Source organism: Lichenifustis flavocetrariae (assembly GCF_026130545.1).
Lineage (GTDB): Bacteria > Pseudomonadota > Alphaproteobacteria > Rhizobiales > Beijerinckiaceae > Lichenihabitans > Lichenihabitans flavocetrariae.
In genome coordinates this window covers 162432-179925 of record NZ_JAMOIM010000011.1, presented here as the reverse complement: position 1 = coordinate 179925, position 17494 = coordinate 162432, and the positions used below count along the sequence as shown (strand labels likewise).

Genomic DNA, 17494 nt, shown 5'->3' with positions numbered 1-17494 from the left:
TCAGGCGTTCCGCTGGCCGTGCGCCACGGCGCGGCTCAAGACGGTCGCGATTTGGCTTTGCGAGGCCGCAAAGGCTTGCGGGCTAGGCGTCGACACGTTGAAGTGGATGACGTTCGGCCGGCTGTCGCGCGTGTTGCTGTTGGCGGCGACCGGGTTGGTGGCGGGACCGTTCGGCACGACCTGCGCATGGGCGGGCAGGTTGACGATCTCGGGACCGCGCTCGCCGACCCATGTCGGGCCACCGCGCCAGTCGTCGGTGCCGTCGGCGTTCGCACCGATCCCGAAGAGCGAGCCGAGGCCGCCGGTGAGCGACCCGAAGAGGCCGCCGCCCGTCGCGCCCGTCTTGCCGAACAGCCCCTCGATCAGTTGATCTTCGGCCATCGACAGCAGCTTTTGCATGATGTGTTCGAGGACGTCGGCGAAGGCTTCCCCGGCGCTCTTGCCCTTGATCAGATCGTCGACCAGCGTGCCGAGGCCGTCGCGAGCCGTCGAGCGCACCATGTCCATGGATGCGATGAGCCGCTGCTGCTGCGCCTGGAAATCGGCCGTCTGCTGCGCCACGGTCGCGACGCGGTCGCCATAGGCGGCGATCTCGGCGCGCAGCTTGTCGGTGATCGGCACGCCTTCATTGACATATTGGTTCATGAGGCGCTGCGCCTCGGCCGCCCCTTGAACCTTGGCGGCTGACTCGCCAAGCGTCGCCTTCTGGCGATCGAGCAACGCGATCTGGTTGTCGAGCGCCTGGTTCGCGGCCTTCAACGGGCCAGCATAGTGCTCTTCGTCATAGCCGGAGAGCTGTGTCTGCATCGCTTGCTTGTCGCTGGCGAGGGCCGTCGAGGCGATCGGCGCCACGGTCCCGCCGCCGTTGACAGTCAGAGGCGATCCGGCGCGCTTCTCGATGTCGGCGGCATAGCTTGGCGTGCCGCCATAGGCATTGAGGGCCGCCGTCATGTCGCCGCCGTTGCGTCGCGCCAGGATGCTCAGATATTCGGCCGAACCGAAGACCGCGGTCGACGGATCATATTTGTTGAAGCCCGGCACGACGCTCGCCACATCCTTGACCGCACCATTGGTGAGCTGACCATAGCCCCAGGCCGTCGAGGCCGGGCGCCCGTCGGGACCGACGGTGCTCGTGCCGCCGGTGAGACGGAAGCCGTTCTCTCGCTCGCCGATCGCCGCGATGATGCTCGGATCGATGCCGGTGCGATCGGCGGCATCCGAGATCATCGGGAAGATCGAGGCCGGCGCGCGACCGAGGGCGCCCAAGGTCGATCCATTGTCATTCGCGGATTTGAAGGCCGGAATGCTGCCGTAAGGGTTCACCGCGGCCGTGATGGCGGCGGCACCACGGCGCAGGGCTGCCGCGATCGTGTCGGCTGCGGACTCAAGGTCCGCAGCGACGGGCTTCATGGCGTCCCGCAGCTCGGTCGAGGTCGCGCCATCCTTCGCGAACAGGCCACCGACGCCCTGATATTGGTTGACGATCTCCTGCCGGCCCCGCGCATAGGGCGACAGGCCGACGAGGGCGCGGTCCTGCCGCGCCTGATCGAGCCGGTCCTGCGCCGCATTGTTCGCCTTGGCGATCTCTTCGTTGCGGGCAATCTCGGCCGCGAGCGCCGCCTTGCGGACGTCGCCCGACTCGCGCAGCACCGTGATCTCGGCCCGTCGTGCCTCGACCGCGACGCGTTCGGCCAAGGTGAAGGCCTCGATCGACTGCACGGCAAGGCGCGAATCCTCGGCCATCGCCTTCAACGGATCGGCGGTGGATTGCTGGACCGTGAGGTTGCCGAAGGCATGTTGCGCCTGGCCGACTGTCACGCCGAGCTTCGACAGCACGAGCGGGTCGGACAAGGCGTGGCTCAGCACCACGAGGTTATTGGCCGTCGTCTGCGCGCGGACGATCTCGGGCAGCACGTCGCGCACGATTCCGTCGGCCCGTTGCGACAGGTCGTTGGCGTCGGCCTCGCGCTTGGCCGCGGCGGCACGGGCCGGCGCATTGGCTTCCTCGGTGAGCCGGCGCTCAAGGTCGGCGATCCGGCGCTCGACGTTTTCGGTGTTGAAGTTGCCCGGCAGAGCGCTCGACGTCGTGGGGAGTTGGTTCTTGTAGAACTGCAACTGGTCCTGCAGCGTGCCGCCGAAGACCGCGCCTTCGATCGCCTTGCCGGCTTTGCTGAAACCGTCGACGAGCCAGTTCTTGGCGTCTTCGAGCGCGTGCGAGAAGCCCCAGGTGACATCCGTCGTCTGCGCCAAGCTCTTGTTCAAGGCGTCGGCCAGGACGCGACGGGCCGCGGCGAGATTGCCTTGCTGCTCATAGTTGTCGATCGTCGTCTTGAGCTGCCCGTCGAGGAAGCCGAGCTGCTTGTCGAGATCGAGGGCGCCCTTGGCAGGATCGGCGAAGGCCTGCGCGAGCGACTTCGCCGCCTCGTCGACATCGCTGCCGGTCGCGCGCGCATAGGCCTTGGTCGAGCCGATCAGGCTCGCGGTCGTGTCCGACCCGATGCCGACCTTCGTGTAGTCGGCCGCAAGGCCGATCGCCTGCGATGTCGTGAGGTGGCCGACGCGCGCACCGGCCTCGGCGAGATCGTTGAGCTTGGCGATCGTCTCGCCGGCGCGCCGGCCGACGCCGTCCATGGACGTCGCGAGCTTCGCCTCGCCGCTCTCATAGGCCAGGAACGCGGCGCCCCCGGCGATTGCCAAGCCGCCGACCGCACCGGTGAGCAGCACCGTCGGCGTGAGCAGGCCGCCGATCATCGCGCCCAAAGCCTTGAAGGTGCCGGTCACGCCGCCCTTGTCCTCGGCGAAGACCTGGGCGATGCGGCCGCCTTCGACCTCAAGCGCCCGCATCGGCGAAGCGCCGGCAGCAAGCTGGTCGACGAGGCTTTTCGCGACGTGGGTGAGCTCCATCGTCTGGTTGCGATTGAGACCCATCGACGCCGAGTGCTTCTCGACCTCGTCTTTCAGCTCGGCGACCCGCTTGCGGGCATTCTCAAGCGCCCGCGAATGCGCGTCGGTAGACGCTATCCCCTGCGCCCGCGCTGCGGCCGCGAGGCGTTCGCCCCGCGCCAGGTCGGCAAGCGCGCGGGACAGGGGATCATGCGAGCGCGTGTAGGACTCGAGCGCACGCTGCGCCGAGAGGGTTGAGCGCGACAGGCTGTCGGTGACCGAAGCGGTGCCGGTCGACGTGCGTGCGAGATTGGCCTCGGCCTGGGCGACCCGGTTGTAATCGGCCGCGACCTTGTCGGCGCCGGTCGAGACATAATCGACCTGGACTCTGGAAATGACGTCATCCACGCGCGGCGTCCCTCACTTTGTCGGCCCAATGCTTTTGATGCGCAGCGTCCATCGCCGAGATCAGCGCGTGGAAGCGGTGGAACTCGTCGCGATCGTCGATGCCGAAGCGGCCGGCGTAGCGGTCGATCGCGGTGAAGGGGATCGGGCCGATGCCCATGCCGAGCTGCCGATCGCCGGCAAGGGCATGAAAGGCATCCCAGATCGGCAGGAGGTGCCGCTTCAACGACGGCCGTGAGAGCAGCGCGGCCGGGATGTCACCCTCGGCCAGAAGCCCCAGGAGGAAGTCTTCCTCGGCGCCCCACTCCAACTGCCACGTGAGGCGGCCGATCAGTTTTTTGCCGAACCCTCGCGCTCGGCCGTGGTTTCGTTGGCGAAGATGCGGGCCGTCGCCAGAACCGAGTTGCGGAACCGCTTGAAGTTCGGATCGGTGAGCATCCGCTCGGCCGCGGCCGCATCGTAGGGTTCGGACGCGCCGGCGTCGTTCTTGAAGCCGCGCCAGTCGAGCAGCACCGTGTTGTGCAGAAGCATGCCCGTGATGACGTCCTCGTCGGCCGGGTCGAGCGTCGGCGCGAGCTGCTTTTCGCGCGGCAGTTCGGAGAGCAGCTTCGCGTTGAGCCGACGCCAGTCGAGGTTGTCGGCGCCGCGCACCTTGAATTCGATCCCCGGCAAGCCGACGGCCGGGCGCCACTGCCCTTGCTCAATCGCCGCGCTGTCAATTTTTAGATCTCTGAATTGCATCGAAATCCCCTTTGGCGCCGAGCGCGTCGGTGTTGAAATTCTGCGATCAGGGCTCCCATATTTAGAGAGGATGCACGTCGACCTGTGCGACGCGACACCCGAACCTCGTGGTTCGACACTCGAAAAAAGGAAGCTACATGACCTCGACAAATGAAACCGAAGACCAGACGGACGATCCGGCCGATCTGTCTTGGAAGGCGAAAGACGCCCTGCGCACCCTCGGGGTGGTTCGACCGAACCTTCGACCTGGCCAGAAGGTGTCCGCCAAACAGGTGTGGCAAGGATCGGGCACAGCAGGATTTCGCTCGAACGACGTTTTGGACGGTGTGGAAGAGCTGATCTCAAACGGTATTCTTGAAACTAACCAGGAGAAGACGGACGTTTGGTTGGCAGACGACGGTTTTGCTCAGGTTGAATCATTTTTCTCTTGATCGTCGTTTTTGTTCATTGATCCATTTTCCGCACTTTGGGGCACGCCATGAGGAACGGCGTGCCCTTTCTGGTTGATTAGCTTGGCGAAGTCCTCGTCGAGGTCGAGCGTCTGACCCGCGCGATAGTGGGTCTTGCTGCCGTCGGTGCCGTCCGGAAAGCCCGTGAAATCCTCGCGGATGCGGACCCTCACGCGACCGCCCTCGTGATCGAGATCGAGGCGCCCGTGCCAGTGTCCAGCAGGCCGCGGAACGGGATCGACACCATAACGTCGTCGTTCTTGCCCGACAGCGTCTTGGCGCCGTCGAGGAACCGCAGGTTCGGCAGCGCCAGCGTGTATTTCTGGTTGGCGACGCCGCCGATCGTCGCCGAGAGCGCGCCGCCGCCGTGGTTGAGCACCTGTTGATAGAGGGCGTTGCTCTCGAAATAGGCGTCGAGCGTGCCGGTGACGTCGCATGGACCGATGCCGAAATCTTGCGTGAAGAGCGAGCCGACCGTGTCGCGGATGCGTAGGTTGTTGGCGACGTTGACCGTGAGGTTCTTGATTTTGGGCGTCGGCGAGATACCCGCGATTGCGAGGTTTGCGACCTGGTTGGCGGTCATGATCGGCGTCGTCGACGCGGCCGTGTAGGTCGCGCCCGTGACGATCGCCGTGTCGAGGCTTTCCTGTTGCCCCATGAGGGTGAGCGTGCCCTTGACTGAAGACCGCGAGGCGATCGCGAGCGACAGCGACGACACCATCACGCCGTCATAGCGGGAATAGGCCGAGGTGCCGCCGCCGGTGTCGACCGTTTCCTCGAAGGTGAAGCTCTGGCTCGTCGTGCCGTTGGTCAGCACGTTCGACGTCCAAGTGCCGAACAGGGCCGCCGCGAGGATGTCGTCGAAGCTCCCATGGGCGAGCTCGAACGCATAGGAGCCGTCGACGTCCTGGGCAGTCATGTACTCGTCGCGCACGTTGCGGTCGAGATGGATTTCGTCGGACACGACCGTGGTCTTCTTGGTCCGCAGATTGCCGCTCGTGCGGCGGAATTCGAGGAAGGTCGGCGTCGCCGGCGTCGTGCCGAAGGTGGTCTCCAGCACCCGTGCCACGCGCGATTTCGAGACGGAAGAGATCGTCATGTGAGCTCCGGAGGTTGCAGGTCAGGCCAGGAAGTCGAAGCGGTACGGGACCGAAAAGCTGAGCTCGTAATAGGCGCCGTTCACTGAGCGGGCGTTCGTGATCGAGGGCGCGGCGCCCCAGGTCGTGACGCCGGCGAAGGTCTGGCCGCGAAACACGCTGCGGAGCGCGTCGACCCAGGCGTTGAAAGGCGTGAGCCGGTGCCCGATCGGCACCGACAGCACGATCCGGAAGGCGCCTTCCTCGCGGAACACGTTGTGGCGGGGCGACCCGACCGTGAGCTGTTCTTCGTTGGCGATCGGAAACTCGACCGAGAGAAACGGCGTGTTGCGGGCCGGCACACATCCACCGCCGTTGGCGTCGGTGATCGGCGTCTGATCCCAATTGGCTTCGAGCCGCGCCATCACGGCGTCGAAGACGGCCTGGCTCGCCATGAACAACCCTTTCCCGGACAAGGCGGATGAATTTTGTTGCCCAGGAGTTCAGGCGCCAAGCAGCAAGAGTCATCGCGGCGAAGCGGACAAATGCGCGAGGTCCCGAGCGCTGCCGCAGAATATCATGCCGCCGCTTAGGACCTATCCCGGTAGGCACTGTCTCCATGCGATGATGCCGCAAGCGAAGTGGATCAAGGCGAGATAGTTTTGGGGCTTTTTGTTCCAGCGGATCAGAAGGGCTCGAAAGCGATTTGTGCAGGAATGAGCCGCCTCGACGACCCAACGCCTTGCCTTTCCTTTCGGGTGGCGTTTGGCCTGGACCTCTTCGCCGCGCGTTCGCAGATGCAAGGTGAAGCCGAAGTCGGCGGCCAGTCGGCGGGGCTCGGCATAGTCGTAGCCCTTGTCCAGGCACAGGTGTTGTTTGCGGCGAGGAGTTGGCTTCGGCCGCGCGACGGCAAGACCATCCAACGTGTCATGCATGAGCAGGTGGTCGTTTCGATTGGCGCCCGCGATGACCATGCTGATCGGTGTCCCCCGCGCGTCGGTAAGCACCGATCGTTTCACGCCTTTCTTGCCTCTGTCGGTCGGATTGGGGCCGGTTTTTTCCCCCACCGAGGGGCGCTTTCACCATCGCACCGTCCAACGACAGCCAAGTCCAGTCGATGCCCTTCACGGCATCGTAGGCCAACAGACCCTCCTGCCAGAAGGCCTCGAAAACTCCCGCATCGCCCCACTCCTGAAACCGCCTATGTGCCGACGACGACGAGCAGATCCCCGTGTCGTTCAAGGCATTCCACTGGCACCCGGTTCGCAGCACGAAGAAGATGGCGTCCATAGCGGAGCGATCCGTAACGCGCGACCGGTGGCAGCCAAGAGGATGGGCCGGCCGAGGCGGCAGCAACGGCGCCATCTGATCCCAGAGCCAATCCGGCAACCGCCACCCGTCATCGTGCCAAGCCGAACGAGAGGGTAACGTCGATGAGGTCTCAATCATTCACCCTATATAGGAAACACAACCTATCGGGATAGGTCCTTAGACCTTTGCCCTAGCCTGAACTATTCATGCTTGGCGATTTTGCCGGCTTGCGGCGGTGATCTGGGCTTGCGGAACACGGCTTTCCGTCCCCTGACGATGGGGGGCTGGCCGGGCGGGTTGTGTCGAGGTTCGGGGTTGCGGGGTGGGCAAAGGAGGGGCTTAAGCGCCCCGTCTGTCACGTCGCGAGGCGTGGGATGCGGCCGAGGACGACGCGTAGGATCGTCTGTGCCGGAGATGTCGTGGGCAGATGCAGCCGCACCTGCGTCTTCATTTCGACCACACGAGCCGCGATCTTGATCAGGCGCAGGCGCAGCGTGTCGAATTGTGCGACGCGCCAGATCGATCGTTTCGGCATGGACACGCGCAGCCCTGCGTTCGCAACCCTCTCCGGCTTCGCCGGACAGGGGCCCTTGCTCTCTCCGCCCCACATGAGCCAATAGGCTCCGGCGTGAAGGAAGAGGCGGAACTGGTTGGCGGTCGCCTTGGTGCAGGAGGTGCGGTCGGCGGCCAGATGCGTTTTCCAGGATTTGATGTGGTTCTCGGCGCAACCGCGCCGACAGTAGACGTCCTGATAGAGCACTTTCGGTTTGCCACCGGACAGATTGGTGACGATGAACCGCGTGTCGGTTCCTTGATCGCCCGCCTCGACCCGCGCGATGATGCGCTCGACGCGGCTCCAACTCCCTGCTCCATCGTGGAACTCCTTGAAGCGCCGCACCTTGCCTTTGCCAGGCGCGGCGTTGAACCGCTCGGCCGTGCTGGCTTCCAGCGTTTCAATGTGTTTCCGCAAGGTGGAGCTTGGCGCCACCCCGAAGATGAAGTCGACGCCGTTCGCCCGGCACCAGTCGATGACGAGGGGGCCGCAATAATGGCTGTCGGCGCGGATCAGAATGTCCGTCTTCGGCCAGTTGGTCCTGATGGCGCGCAGGAGGCGACGCAGGTGGGCCCGAATTTCGACGCCGCTCGGCCGTTTGGCCGGACGCAGGACGGCGGCGACGAAACGGCCGTCCCCGTCGAACACGACGATGAGCTGGAACCCATAGTTGTCGTGGTGTCCGTTAAACAGCCGAAGCTGCTGGCCGCCGTGAACGGCATCGAACGTGTCGTCGAAGTCGAGCACAATCCGCTTCGGCACCTTTGCGAACGACGCGCAGTAAAGATCCACCATGGCTCGCCCCATGCGCAGCAAGGCGCGTGGGTCTGGAAGATTTTCCACCCGCGAGAGCGTCGGCTGAGAGGCGAGGTCGCGTCCGGACGGCAGCGTGCCCTGCGCCATCTTGAACACCGGATCGTGGCGCAGGGCCGCTGCGTCGTTGGCATCCTCATAGCCCGCCGCGATCATCAACATGCGGAAACGGATCATGTCGGCGAGGCCGTGCACGATGAGATCGGGGTTGCGAGGATCGTCGAGGCATCCGGCCAACCGATCCGCCACGCCGAGACGTTTCTCGACTTCCCGCAGCACAAGAACGCCAGAATCCGACGACAACGATCCGCCATCGAACCGCGCCACGATCGACGTCCGCCCAAGAGGTGACAGGCCAGGCAGCGGTAACGTAGGATCATCCATGGCGGGTGTAGCTTCCTGAAATGACATGGGATCGGCTTAGACAACCGAATCCTAAATCACGTCAGTGCTTTAAGCTACATCCGCCAGCCCTGGCGTGAATTATTCAGGCTAGATAGTTGAGATTGACTGCGCTTGGCCGCGAACGGGCTGGCCGCTTTGGACAAAAGGGCTCGACAACGCGACGCGGCGATTCGGGCGGAGCGCCGAACAACCTGCAGAGGCGCCAGAGCAGTGCAGTTCATAGGAGAGGGGCCACTTGGGCCGGGCGCATGCGCTCGAATGATCCCAAATGGGGCGCTGGTGCGGCTTCGACCATGTTCCCGCAGGCGGCATATGTGAAAGTGAGTGGCGATGGGATTGCCGCGAGAAAGCCCGATCCGCGGCCGCGCATGAGTGAGGCCTACCTGTTCTTTTTCGCCCGGCTGGAGGCCTTCTTCCTGGGCAAGGAAGGCCGGGAGCCGACGGCCACCTCATTCCCGCTCTCGACGCGTACCGACGAGTGCTGCCAGGCTCTTCGCAATGCCCTAACGGCAGTCGTCATCGACCTGCAGAAGGACGATGACCCGCAGGTCATCCGCGAGACCCTGAATGCGCGTAGCGAGCCTCTGCTCCCAGCCGACCTCCTGAGGAACTACATCTTCTTTCGCGCTTCGAGGGAGAAGCTCGTCGCCGAGGTCATCTCCCAGAAATACTGGAGTGGTTTCGACTAAGACTTCTGGCGCAAGGAGGTCCGCCGGGATCGCCTGTATCAGCCGAGAAGCGACCTGCGCATGCAGCATTTCCTATTGAGCCGAAAGGGACGGGATGTGCCGATCAAGCACCTCTACGTCGAGTACAAGCACTGGCTGGAAACCACGAAGCCGTTTGCCAGCGTGGAAGCCGAGCTGCAAGCGCTTTCCCGGCAGCCCCACCCGCAATTTTAATCGACGACTCATTTGCGTTGTACCGGATCATCAGAACTCATTGCCGCCCCAGCGGTAGCAATAGACCCGAGCGCAGCCGTTGGCATCAGAATTCCGGCACCCGAAGCCACATCCGGATTTGGTCCGCCGATCGGTATTGCAGTGGAAGTTAAAGCGCCCCTGATCTGCTTACCGGTCAAATGCGAATTGAAACTCATTAGAAGTGCAGCAATTGCAGCGGCATGCGGTGCGGCTGCACTCGTTCCTGTAAAATGACTGAACCCGGGCACCCCGGTGTCCACGCCGTCAGCCGCGCAGAAATCCGGCTTCTTGACAATCCGCCCCCCCGTCCGAGTGAGATCGGCAGGCGTGATGAACGATCCGTCCACCTCGTAGTATAGGTGTCGCGGCCCGTCGGAACTGTAGCCGGCGACAGCGAGGTTACCGCCCGCCGCGAACACACCCGGGGGAGAGGACACGTTGACAGCACCAACAGAAAACGCATTTTCCCCGTCAGCGGCGTTATGCCCCCTTACCGCACCCGATGTCGCAACCTGGAGCGCTAGTCTGTTCGTGTCCAAGTACAAGTATCGCGGAGCCGCTTTCGACATCTTTACCACTACAAGCCTTTGCCCTGCGCTAATCGGAACGGTCTGATAAGGATCGCTGGCCCCGATACTCGGCGAATTGGATGAATGTGCAATCGATCCGTCCGAATTTACCGCATACAGGTCATATTCATTGGACGAATGACCAAGAGGGTCGTTCCAAAATAAGTCCGCGGTTGATTCTGACCTGCCGGTCATAGGGTTTTTCGACACAAGATTGCCGGTGGCTTGCTGTTGTTCTCCCGGCGCGGCAAAACTGACATAACGCCCAATTTCTTTCCCAGCGCTGTCGTTCACCGGTCCCCCATCTAGGAAATCTCCCTGCCACGTACCAGCGGTATGATGTTGCACATTGCCATTGTTTGCAGCAGCACTGAAGTAGAGGACACCCGCCTGCGACGCTTCATCAACCGCCTGCGCGATTAGCCCGTCTTGAAACGGCGACTCGTCAAAATATAGAATGTCATCGACAATGATGCGGCATCCGCTTGCCGTGAATTGCTTGATGTTGGCGGCCATTCCGACATCACTCTCGAGACCAGTCGCGAATTTTAGCATCGCACCGGGCGCGATTCTATGGAGAATTTCCAGCATCGCTGTCCCTTCACCCTTTCCGTGACCTTGTTGACCAGGCAGTATTTGAACGTCACCGACTGCACCAGCGTCCTGAGCTTCCCCTAAATGGTCGACACTATCCGACAACACACAAACTGAAACACCTGTCCCATTCACCCCAAACTTGGCACGCGCCGCAGCGGCGTCGTGCGCGACTTCACCGGCAACATCTGATTCACCCGTCCCGATGGCCTCCACTGTCCCCTGCGGACTAGGACGAAGGTATGTCACCTCAGGTTTAGCAGCCAACTCCTTGATAGAACTCGACGGGATCTCCACGTTGAGAATGTTACGCTCTGATACGCTAGATTTGACGGTCCCACCAAGATCGGTAATCTCCTGCTTGAGCTTATCGCTCACGACACCGAATACGTTAACTGATATGCGGCCATCGACCCCGGTAATCACCTGATGAGCGAGTGCTGCTCTGTTTGCTACCGAAGAAGACTCTGGTCTACTTAAGATCAGCAAATCAGACGACATCTTCATTTCGATAGGCGTTCGTGAGTTCTTCTCAACTTGCGCCGATTGGATTTGCGCAATCGCATCGGCATTGAACGGAGTTTGGTCCCCGGCAAAAGAACGAGTGCCGATCAAGACCGTACATACAGACAGCACCCCGGCTGACAATTGGCAGTTGCCTCGCATCCAACTCATTTTTCACTCTCCTATGTGCCGCGGCGGAGATCGCATCAACTCCCGTTGTCTAACGAGTTGGTACTGCCGTGAGCACTCGCACCCGACAATCTCGCAGACGATCACGAAGGGCAAGATAATCGCGCAGCGCCACAGCAGCTGCCGAGTCCGACGTCATGCGATTAACCTCAGTTCCAACCGCGGCTTCAAACTCAGCACTGTATTCGACTATATTGGGGCACAACACCGCTGGATAATGCGCAATGTTACGGTGTCGCTTCACGAAGGGTCGTAAATAAGGGAGATCAGCTGCCTCAGTAGGAGCCGTCGCGAAGCCGATTGAGTAGCTCATCGAAAGAACTAGACCTAGAGACTTGCTCAACACCCAGGCTTTTCTGGTCATACTTGGCGGCGGGAACCGAAGGTGACACATCGCTAACAGTCCCGACAAGAGAATATTCGACTTCGCCAACACCCTGCTTCCGGCTGACAATTAACCATTCTGGAATGCAACCGAGCGGCAAATCGCAAGTGACACCATCCGCCAAGCTCGATTCGCGGTGCAGCCAACCTGATTTACCCGTGCTCCATACATATCGAGAAAAGACCCCCCGATCGAACCAAGGCCGCTCTATCCTAAGGATCGCAATACTATAGGGGCTGGCCGAGTAACTGAGATCAACCCACGAGCTTCCTGAACCAAGGCTGTCCACCCTAACGACCGTTCCGGGATCGGCTCCGGTCGAAGCCGATCGCGCGCCCCCGAACACCTGAAAGTCAGTCCAAAGATCAAAGCCCAGGAACTTGGGGTCGACCCTTTCCAATTCGTGGATGTTACCCAGTGCAACAGCCACCGCTTGTCGCCCCTTAGACTCACCCCACATACGTAGGCGGCGTCGTGGATCGCCTCGGCCATTGCCGCCTCGCTGATCTACCTTCGCCAGCTCGTCTTCGTACTGAGCGTATCTCTCGACGGCTTTGCATGGCCGTCGAGCGACGGCGGTCCTACACGTCACCGGCTCGTTTAGAATTTCATATGCCGCATTAATGGCATCATCTGGCCGGCGCTTTACATTCGGCCACTCACCATACCTCAGAATTCCCAGATAGGCAGATGCTATGCGAGCCTCTCCTATCCGAAGCTCGTCCGCAGCTGCTCCCGCCATCGAACCAAATTCGAATACCTGCATCTGCGTCGCTGGAGCAAACAGCTGAATACGCATTTCCGGTCGCCATAATAGGAGGCCGCCGCCGACTAACGCCGTCTGGACAACACCCTCACCATCAGAATTGATGACATTGCCTGAGGAGTCGCCAGCGTGCACGACCCCTCCCCACATGAGAGGAGCAAGGATCAATCCCAATGTGCCGACGATCCGGTGGATATCCGTCACTCCTGGGCGCCGCTCTGAATCAAGGTCTGAGCTGCTTGAATGAGGGGATCAGCTGAACTCTCGGTACCCATGCTAGATACGACTGCGGCCGTCCGAGGCTCATCGGGCCAAACGACCGGGGTCCCGTTGACTACACGCGCACGGTTCGGTGAATTGGGGAGAAAATGAACAATGTAACCGATGATCTGAGGACTATCGAAAGTGACTGCATTACCGTTACCTTCGGCATGAACGTAACTGTCCTTTGAACTCTTGTTTGTTCGCCCGCCGAGTTTGAACGGCCCCCATCCAAAAGAGCCTCCTCCCCCAGAATGCTTCTCGACAAACTCCTTAATGTTAACGCTCCAATCGGCGGACAAAGTGAGATTTCTCGCAACCAGCAGCTCTACTGGTATCGCCGGCATTATACCGCTCGGAGTCTGCCCTTTGTCATAATCCGCGCCGCTTGAAAGCTTTTGCCCCGCGTATTGAGAGTTTCGCGACCAATCCCACATCTGCGAATCGAACAAATTGGCGTCCATCCACGCGTAGGTTATTCCAACACGAAGGACATCAAAGCTGACGAGCATATTAGAGGTACTTACCTGTTCGTTATGTTTCGTTTCATCCTCCGCATAGTCACCGCCCACGCTAAACAGACCCCACGACGCCGAGAGACCTCCGCCGACCTCCGAGTGCTCATCGTGGGTGCGTTGATCCAGCATATTTGAAGTTATCTTTATGTTCTGCCAGCTATTATCCTTGTTTAGCCACGTGGGGTATGATGGGTATAAGAGCGTCCGGCCATAATAGTTTTCTGTGAACCAGTTTGCTGCAAAGCGAGTTCTGAGCGAATCGAAATAAAACTCTCCATTTCTCTGGCCGTATTTTTGAATTGTCAATAGATCCCCTTGCGCCGTGTCTCCACGGTGAGCTATGTAAGGTGTCAATGCTTTCTTGATCTCGTTTACCAGTTTTAAAGTAAGAGGTTTGCCCACATTCTGAGACTGCCAAGTTGCGGCGTTTTCATTAGCCGTCTGAAGAGGGCCACTGTATGTGTTGTAATCAGTCATGAGCTGGCGCTCTTTGCCCGCCGGCGTGTATAGTGCATTTGTTGCTTTTTCAAGCTCAGCCTTCTCGCCTGCAGCGAGAATAACTTCCGGAACCGAGTGGTTGCGAAGTATCTCCTGGTACACGTCGCTCATTCGGCCTGGCTTGAAGTCTAGAAAAGCACTGGGAAGAAGGATTTTATCAGTAAGATTACTCACGAGATTTGCTGCGTCGTCCGGATTTTCCAGCTTTAAACTAGGATCCACCAATATCGCCGGAGCGGCGAGAATCAGCATATTTTGGTTTGGGCTAAGTTTCTGGTCACCGACTCGGAGATTGGCCGCAAGCTGAGCATATAGCTTTTGCATTAGTTCGGCGTTTGTCTCCCCGGCTGCGAGAGCTGCAGTCGGCGCAAGTGTCGCCACCACAATTGTAAAAAGCATAGATCTCATCAAACCAAGCCTCCCAAAAGTCAGTTGTTTATTCCATTCAGAATCGGTAGCGGATCTCCCCAGATGAGGGTCTGATCAGCGTTCGGCAATTCTGGCAGGATCTTCCCGCCGAAAGCGACTGCCTGTACCCCCGGGACGAATAACTCGTTGTTGCCCAGAAGCGACGGCCGGACCGCCACCGTTAATTGTCCAAACTTGAATTCCCCGCCCACGACAAAAGGACCAAAATATACTTGTGTAGCGTCATGCATCGCAGCTTCGAAGTATTGAAGAATGCTTGCGTCCAGACCGCCCGAGATTCGGAGTGATCGAATTAGGATTATTTCTTGCGGAAGACTGGTGAGGTCAGCAATCTCATCTTCCGACTTTGTGGCTTGCGGTCCTCGCGAAAGTGGGGGCGCCGCCTGACTCCACTTCCAATCTTTGCTCGGTCCACCGAGTAACACCTCATCAGCACGCCATGGTTGCCGAATGGAAACGTGTAGAACATCAAATCTAATTGTGATTAAGTCGCTTGCTGATTTCGTTGCGACGTCTTTCGGTATGGAGCAGCACCAGACCGGTGGAAGGGCGCTAATCTTGCCTAATTGGTCCGTAGGATCGCCCTGGGCTGCGAGCTTAAGCTCTACTGCTTGCCATCCTGCAGTTGCGCCGAAGTCGAAGAATTTGGGCGCGACGCTCGAGCTAGGCTTCCCTGACTTCGCATCCATGTTGGCGGCGAGCCTTGCCTTAAAGCTCTGGCCAACAGTAGTGTAATCGTAATTTAATAAGTTCCTCAGTCGTGACACGTCCGGAATTAGCGATTGAGCGCCAGTATCTCTGTTCAACGCAATTTTCGCGGCCTTGAGACGAGCCTTCAGATCATCGGTCCGACTTTCGACCGGTGTCGAAGCGAATTCCTTCTGTAGGCTTGCCAGTGTAGTCTGCAATTGCAGCAAGTGACTTAAGTCCGCACTTGGCTCGTAACCAGTTTCCTTATGAACAAACAGCTTTTTTAAGAGATCGATATACTTGTCCTGCTCACTCTGGTCAAACGCTAGTCGCCCCCATTGCGCATTATCGATCAAGTGGCGATACAATTCGGCTGCAGCGCCGAGATGAATGTCGGAGACTGCGTGCGGAGTAATAGCAGAGTTGACTAAATCGTTCAAAGCGTCGCTGAATTGCCCCTTGCTGGCGCCGTAGATCGCCAACGTGTCTATCGGAACAGCATGAGTAAAGACTGTGTAAAATAAATCTCCTGAAGAGAGCTGAGTTCGTACGTCGGCGTATATTGTACCACTCTCGAGTGTAGCGGCCTCAGCCTCGATTACGACGCACTGTAAGCACAGCGCGGTGAGGAGTATTGCAGGTGATTCGCGTAGGCGCCGACGGAAAAGCGGCATAGGTCCCTCGGACTGCGGCTATTTATCTCAGAGTGTCACTGCTTTAACCAGCTGTCAACGCGCGGCAAGAGTGTCGGCCTGAGAAAGACGGTTTGCGATGTAGGCGGCCTATGCACGGGTAGACTCAAAACGATAGCACGGTACCGAACGGCTGCTTTGTAGGCTCCGCCAGGAGAACCATATCGACCGTCTTGGGCAGAACGTCAGCTGCAAACTCCAGGTTACGGGCGCGCTAAATGAGCAGAGCGTTGTCAGCGAAGCGCCACGACGACCGCTGGCTGCCGGACGTCTTTTAGGTACTGCTGCCGTCGCTTAGGGCGACGGGGCTCCTTGGCGCTATGGCCCGACGCCCAGGCTTCAAGCGCGTTGCTTCCGCCGACCGGCTCGCGGAAGCCGAAGCTGATCTTTGCGACATTGCCGTAGCGGGCCTGCGCGAGAGCCGCGACCGCCTCGAAAACGCCGTGTGGCGCCTTGGGCGATTCGCCGCGCTCGATCTTGCGCGCATAGGGCACCGTCGCGAGGAACACGACCTCGGCCGCGGCCAGGGCGTTGGCCGGCGATCCGACCGCGACCCCGTCGGCGTAGATCGTGATGGACGCCCGGAAGGCGCCCGTGAGCACCGGCCCATGAGCCTTGAGCTGCGCGTCGACGAAGTCGAGGCAATCGCCGGCGAGATCGAAGACGGCGAGGACGCTGCCGCCGGGCCGCACCGATTCGTAAGGCGCCGCCGGGATGCCGTTGACGAAGTCGTCGTGCGGCGCCGGCCGGCCGAGCGCTTCGGCATTGGCGGCCGCCGCCTCGGCGACCAGCGCCCGCGCATGGGCCGCGACCTGAGCGGCCGCGCGCTCCGGCGACAGGACGCCACCGGGCCGGACCATCACCGACCGGTCGAGCGGGCGGATGCGAACCGACGCCGGTATCAGCCGCCGGCGACCTGGATTTCGTAGGCGACGAGCGCGCCGCCGACCCGCCGCGTCGCATCGTCAACCGCCTTAACGGCCAGCAACAATCCATTCCAATCGACACGGTCCGCGTCGGGCAGGAACGGCAGCGGAAAGCCCGAGGCCGTGACCGCGTCGGCGGGTAGGATCACCTTGCGGTCGCCCTGCTGCAGATCGAAGACGGTTTGATCGGCCGCAAAGCCCGTCACGCGGGCCGGGATCGGGCCGAAGGTCCCGTCGACGTCGACGCGCGACAGCAGCACCGTGTCACCGCCCGCGAGCATGCGGCCGAGCGAAGCCTTGGCCTGATCGGGCGTCACGCCAGCAAGACCCGGTAGGGCGCGAGCAGCTTCTCGGCGGTTTGCGTGAGCACCGGCGTCGCATTGGCCGAGAACTGCTGCGATCCGACGCCGAAGACGGTGTCGACCGTGAGCGACGGATCACGCGCGCCGAGCGCATAGAGGTTCTGGACTGCGAGCAGGATCGCCGCCTTGATGGCGCCGGGCAGAGTGGCATAGCCGGCGACGTAGCGGACGCGGACGCTCAATCGGTCGCCGGATAGCCACGGCCACGCGCCGCCCGACATCGGCCGCACGACGTCGCCGGGGCCGAAGACATAGGCCGACGGGTCGAGCGTGACGTTCGCGCCGTAGCTCACGCTCGTGATCGCGGTCACGGGCGGGAACGGCAGCTTGATCCAGGCCTGCGGGTCCGCCGTCTCGATCCCCTGCAGCTCGAGCGTTTGCACGCCGACGGCGCGGCCGAGCACGCCGGACGGCCCGTCGATCTGGCTCTGCGCCGCGGCCAGATACGTCGAAAGCAGGCTGTCCTGGCTCGTGCCCGTGATGCGCAGATGCGCCTTGATGTCGGCGAGCGACACGAGCGGATCGGGCGGCGTGATGACGACAACCGACACC

Annotated in this window: 18 protein-coding genes; 3 read left to right on the top strand and 15 right to left on the bottom strand. The window is 61.0% G+C overall.

Translation table 11 applies throughout. From position 1 onward, the window contains the following. Genes M8523_RS17600 through M8523_RS17590 form a run of 3 tightly spaced genes read right to left on the bottom strand, consistent with a single transcriptional unit; the run spans position 1 to position 3939 of the window. A complete protein-coding gene (locus M8523_RS17600) occupies positions 1 to 3291 on the bottom strand; it encodes a phage tail length tape measure family protein (RefSeq protein WP_282586195.1) in 3291 nt (1096 codons plus the stop codon). After that, positions 3284 to 3598, bottom strand: coding sequence for a phage tail assembly chaperone (locus M8523_RS17595; RefSeq protein WP_282586194.1), 315 nt, complete (start codon positions 3596 to 3598; stop codon positions 3284 to 3286). Before M8523_RS17595 ends, M8523_RS17600 begins: the two co-directional genes overlap by 8 nt. Before the next feature lie 20 nt (positions 3599 to 3618). Further along, positions 3619 to 3939 (bottom strand): phage-derived protein YdaY family protein, encoded by a 321-nt coding sequence (locus M8523_RS17590; protein ID WP_282586193.1) that lies wholly within the window; start codon positions 3937 to 3939, stop codon positions 3619 to 3621. A 227-nt stretch (positions 3940 to 4166) separates the two neighbouring features. Here M8523_RS17590 and M8523_RS17585 point away from each other — a divergent pair, with 227 nt between their 5' ends. After that, the gene (locus M8523_RS17585) at positions 4167 to 4460 is read left to right on the top strand and encodes a hypothetical protein (RefSeq protein WP_282586192.1); all 294 of its coding nucleotides are present in this window, start codon (positions 4167 to 4169) and stop codon (positions 4458 to 4460) included. Here M8523_RS17585 and M8523_RS17580 read toward each other — a convergent pair. The 5 genes from M8523_RS17580 to M8523_RS17560 form a co-directional block, all read right to left on the bottom strand. Next, complete coding sequence (locus M8523_RS17580) at positions 4436 to 4651, bottom strand: hypothetical protein (protein WP_282586191.1); 216 nt, start codon at positions 4649 to 4651, stop codon at positions 4436 to 4438. The two genes, M8523_RS17585 and M8523_RS17580, sit on opposite strands and share 25 nt — an antisense overlap. Beyond that, a complete protein-coding gene (locus M8523_RS17575) occupies positions 4648 to 5577 on the bottom strand; it encodes a phage tail tube protein (RefSeq protein ID WP_282586190.1) in 930 nt (309 codons plus the stop codon). The genes M8523_RS17580 and M8523_RS17575 overlap by 4 nt, the downstream gene beginning before the upstream one ends. 21 nt (positions 5578 to 5598) lie before the next feature. Beyond that, positions 5599 to 6009 carry a phage tail terminator-like protein gene (locus M8523_RS17570; RefSeq protein WP_282586189.1) on the bottom strand — a complete coding sequence of 137 codons (411 nt, stop codon included), beginning with the start codon at positions 6007 to 6009 and terminating at the stop codon, positions 5599 to 5601. Positions 6010 to 6150: 141 nt separating this feature from the next. Next, positions 6151 to 6919 (bottom strand): IS5 family transposase gene (locus M8523_RS17565; RefSeq protein WP_282586188.1). Its coding sequence is split into 2 segments (ribosomal slippage): positions 6151 to 6621 and positions 6623 to 6919, totalling 768 coding nucleotides; the frame shifts between segments, so codons are not numbered across the junction. A 301-nt stretch (positions 6920 to 7220) separates the two neighbouring features. After that, positions 7221 to 8615 carry an IS1380 family transposase gene (locus tag M8523_RS17560; RefSeq protein WP_282586187.1) on the bottom strand — a complete coding sequence of 465 codons (1395 nt, stop codon included), beginning with the start codon at positions 8613 to 8615 and terminating at the stop codon, positions 7221 to 7223. 389 nt (positions 8616 to 9004) lie between these two features. On the opposite strand from M8523_RS17560, the gene M8523_RS17555 reads away from it, so the two are divergent. Both M8523_RS17555 and M8523_RS17550 read left to right on the top strand, forming a co-directional pair. Further along, entirely contained in the window at positions 9005 to 9325 is a 321-nt protein-coding gene (locus M8523_RS17555; RefSeq protein WP_282586186.1) for a hypothetical protein, read from the top strand. Between the two features lie 60 nt (positions 9326 to 9385). Next, positions 9386 to 9538 (top strand): hypothetical protein, encoded by a 153-nt coding sequence (locus M8523_RS17550; protein ID WP_282586185.1) that lies wholly within the window; start codon positions 9386 to 9388, stop codon positions 9536 to 9538. A gap of 8 nt (positions 9539 to 9546) precedes the next feature. Here the strand turns inward: M8523_RS17550 and M8523_RS17545 are convergent, their stop codons facing one another. From M8523_RS17545 to M8523_RS17515, 7 genes are all read right to left on the bottom strand, one after another. Continuing rightward, positions 9547 to 11397 (bottom strand): S8 family serine peptidase, encoded by a 1851-nt coding sequence (locus M8523_RS17545; RefSeq protein ID WP_282586184.1) that lies wholly within the window; start codon positions 11395 to 11397, stop codon positions 9547 to 9549. A 293-nt stretch (positions 11398 to 11690) separates the two neighbouring features. Continuing rightward, positions 11691 to 12770 carry a hypothetical protein gene (locus tag M8523_RS17540; RefSeq protein ID WP_282586183.1) on the bottom strand — a complete coding sequence of 360 codons (1080 nt, stop codon included), beginning with the start codon at positions 12768 to 12770 and terminating at the stop codon, positions 11691 to 11693. Beyond that, positions 12767 to 14251, bottom strand: coding sequence for a hypothetical protein (locus M8523_RS17535; protein ID WP_282586182.1), 1485 nt, complete (start codon positions 14249 to 14251; stop codon positions 12767 to 12769). The genes M8523_RS17540 and M8523_RS17535 overlap by 4 nt, the downstream gene beginning before the upstream one ends. A 20-nt stretch (positions 14252 to 14271) precedes the next feature. After that, a complete protein-coding gene (locus M8523_RS17530) occupies positions 14272 to 15444 on the bottom strand; it encodes a hypothetical protein (RefSeq protein ID WP_282586181.1) in 1173 nt (390 codons plus the stop codon). Between the two features lie 443 nt (positions 15445 to 15887). Continuing rightward, complete coding sequence (locus tag M8523_RS17525; RefSeq protein ID WP_282586180.1) at positions 15888 to 16517, bottom strand: hypothetical protein; 630 nt, start codon at positions 16515 to 16517, stop codon at positions 15888 to 15890. 38 nt (positions 16518 to 16555) lie between these two features. After that, positions 16556 to 16897 carry a hypothetical protein gene (locus tag M8523_RS17520; protein ID WP_282586179.1) on the bottom strand — a complete coding sequence of 114 codons (342 nt, stop codon included), beginning with the start codon at positions 16895 to 16897 and terminating at the stop codon, positions 16556 to 16558. Continuing rightward, a complete protein-coding gene (locus M8523_RS17515; RefSeq protein WP_282586178.1) occupies positions 16894 to 17493 on the bottom strand; it encodes a head-tail connector protein in 600 nt (199 codons plus the stop codon). Before M8523_RS17515 ends, M8523_RS17520 begins: the two co-directional genes overlap by 4 nt. Position 17494 lies beyond the last annotated feature (1 nt).

Bases quoted from the DNA above. Each gene is read 5' to 3' on its own strand.
- M8523_RS17545 (WP_282586184.1), bottom strand. From the start codon at position 11,397: ATGAGTTGGATGCGAGGCAACTGCCAATTGTCAGCCGGGGTGCTGTCT.
- M8523_RS17555 (WP_282586186.1), top strand. From the start codon at position 9,005: ATGAGTGAGGCCTACCTGTTCTTTTTCGCCCGGCTGGAGGCCTTCTTC.
- M8523_RS17560 (WP_282586187.1), bottom strand. From the start codon at position 8,615: ATGGATGATCCTACGTTACCGCTGCCTGGCCTGTCACCTCTTGGGCGG.
- M8523_RS17575 (WP_282586190.1), bottom strand. From the start codon at position 5,577: ATGACGATCTCTTCCGTCTCGAAATCGCGCGTGGCACGGGTGCTGGAG.
- M8523_RS17570 (WP_282586189.1), bottom strand. From the start codon at position 6,009: ATGGCGAGCCAGGCCGTCTTCGACGCCGTGATGGCGCGGCTCGAAGCC.
- M8523_RS17535 (WP_282586182.1), bottom strand. From the start codon at position 14,251: ATGAGATCTATGCTTTTTACAATTGTGGTGGCGACACTTGCGCCGACT.
- M8523_RS17585 (WP_282586192.1), top strand. From the start codon at position 4,167: ATGACCTCGACAAATGAAACCGAAGACCAGACGGACGATCCGGCCGAT.
- M8523_RS17550 (WP_282586185.1), top strand. From the start codon at position 9,386: ATGCAGCATTTCCTATTGAGCCGAAAGGGACGGGATGTGCCGATCAAG.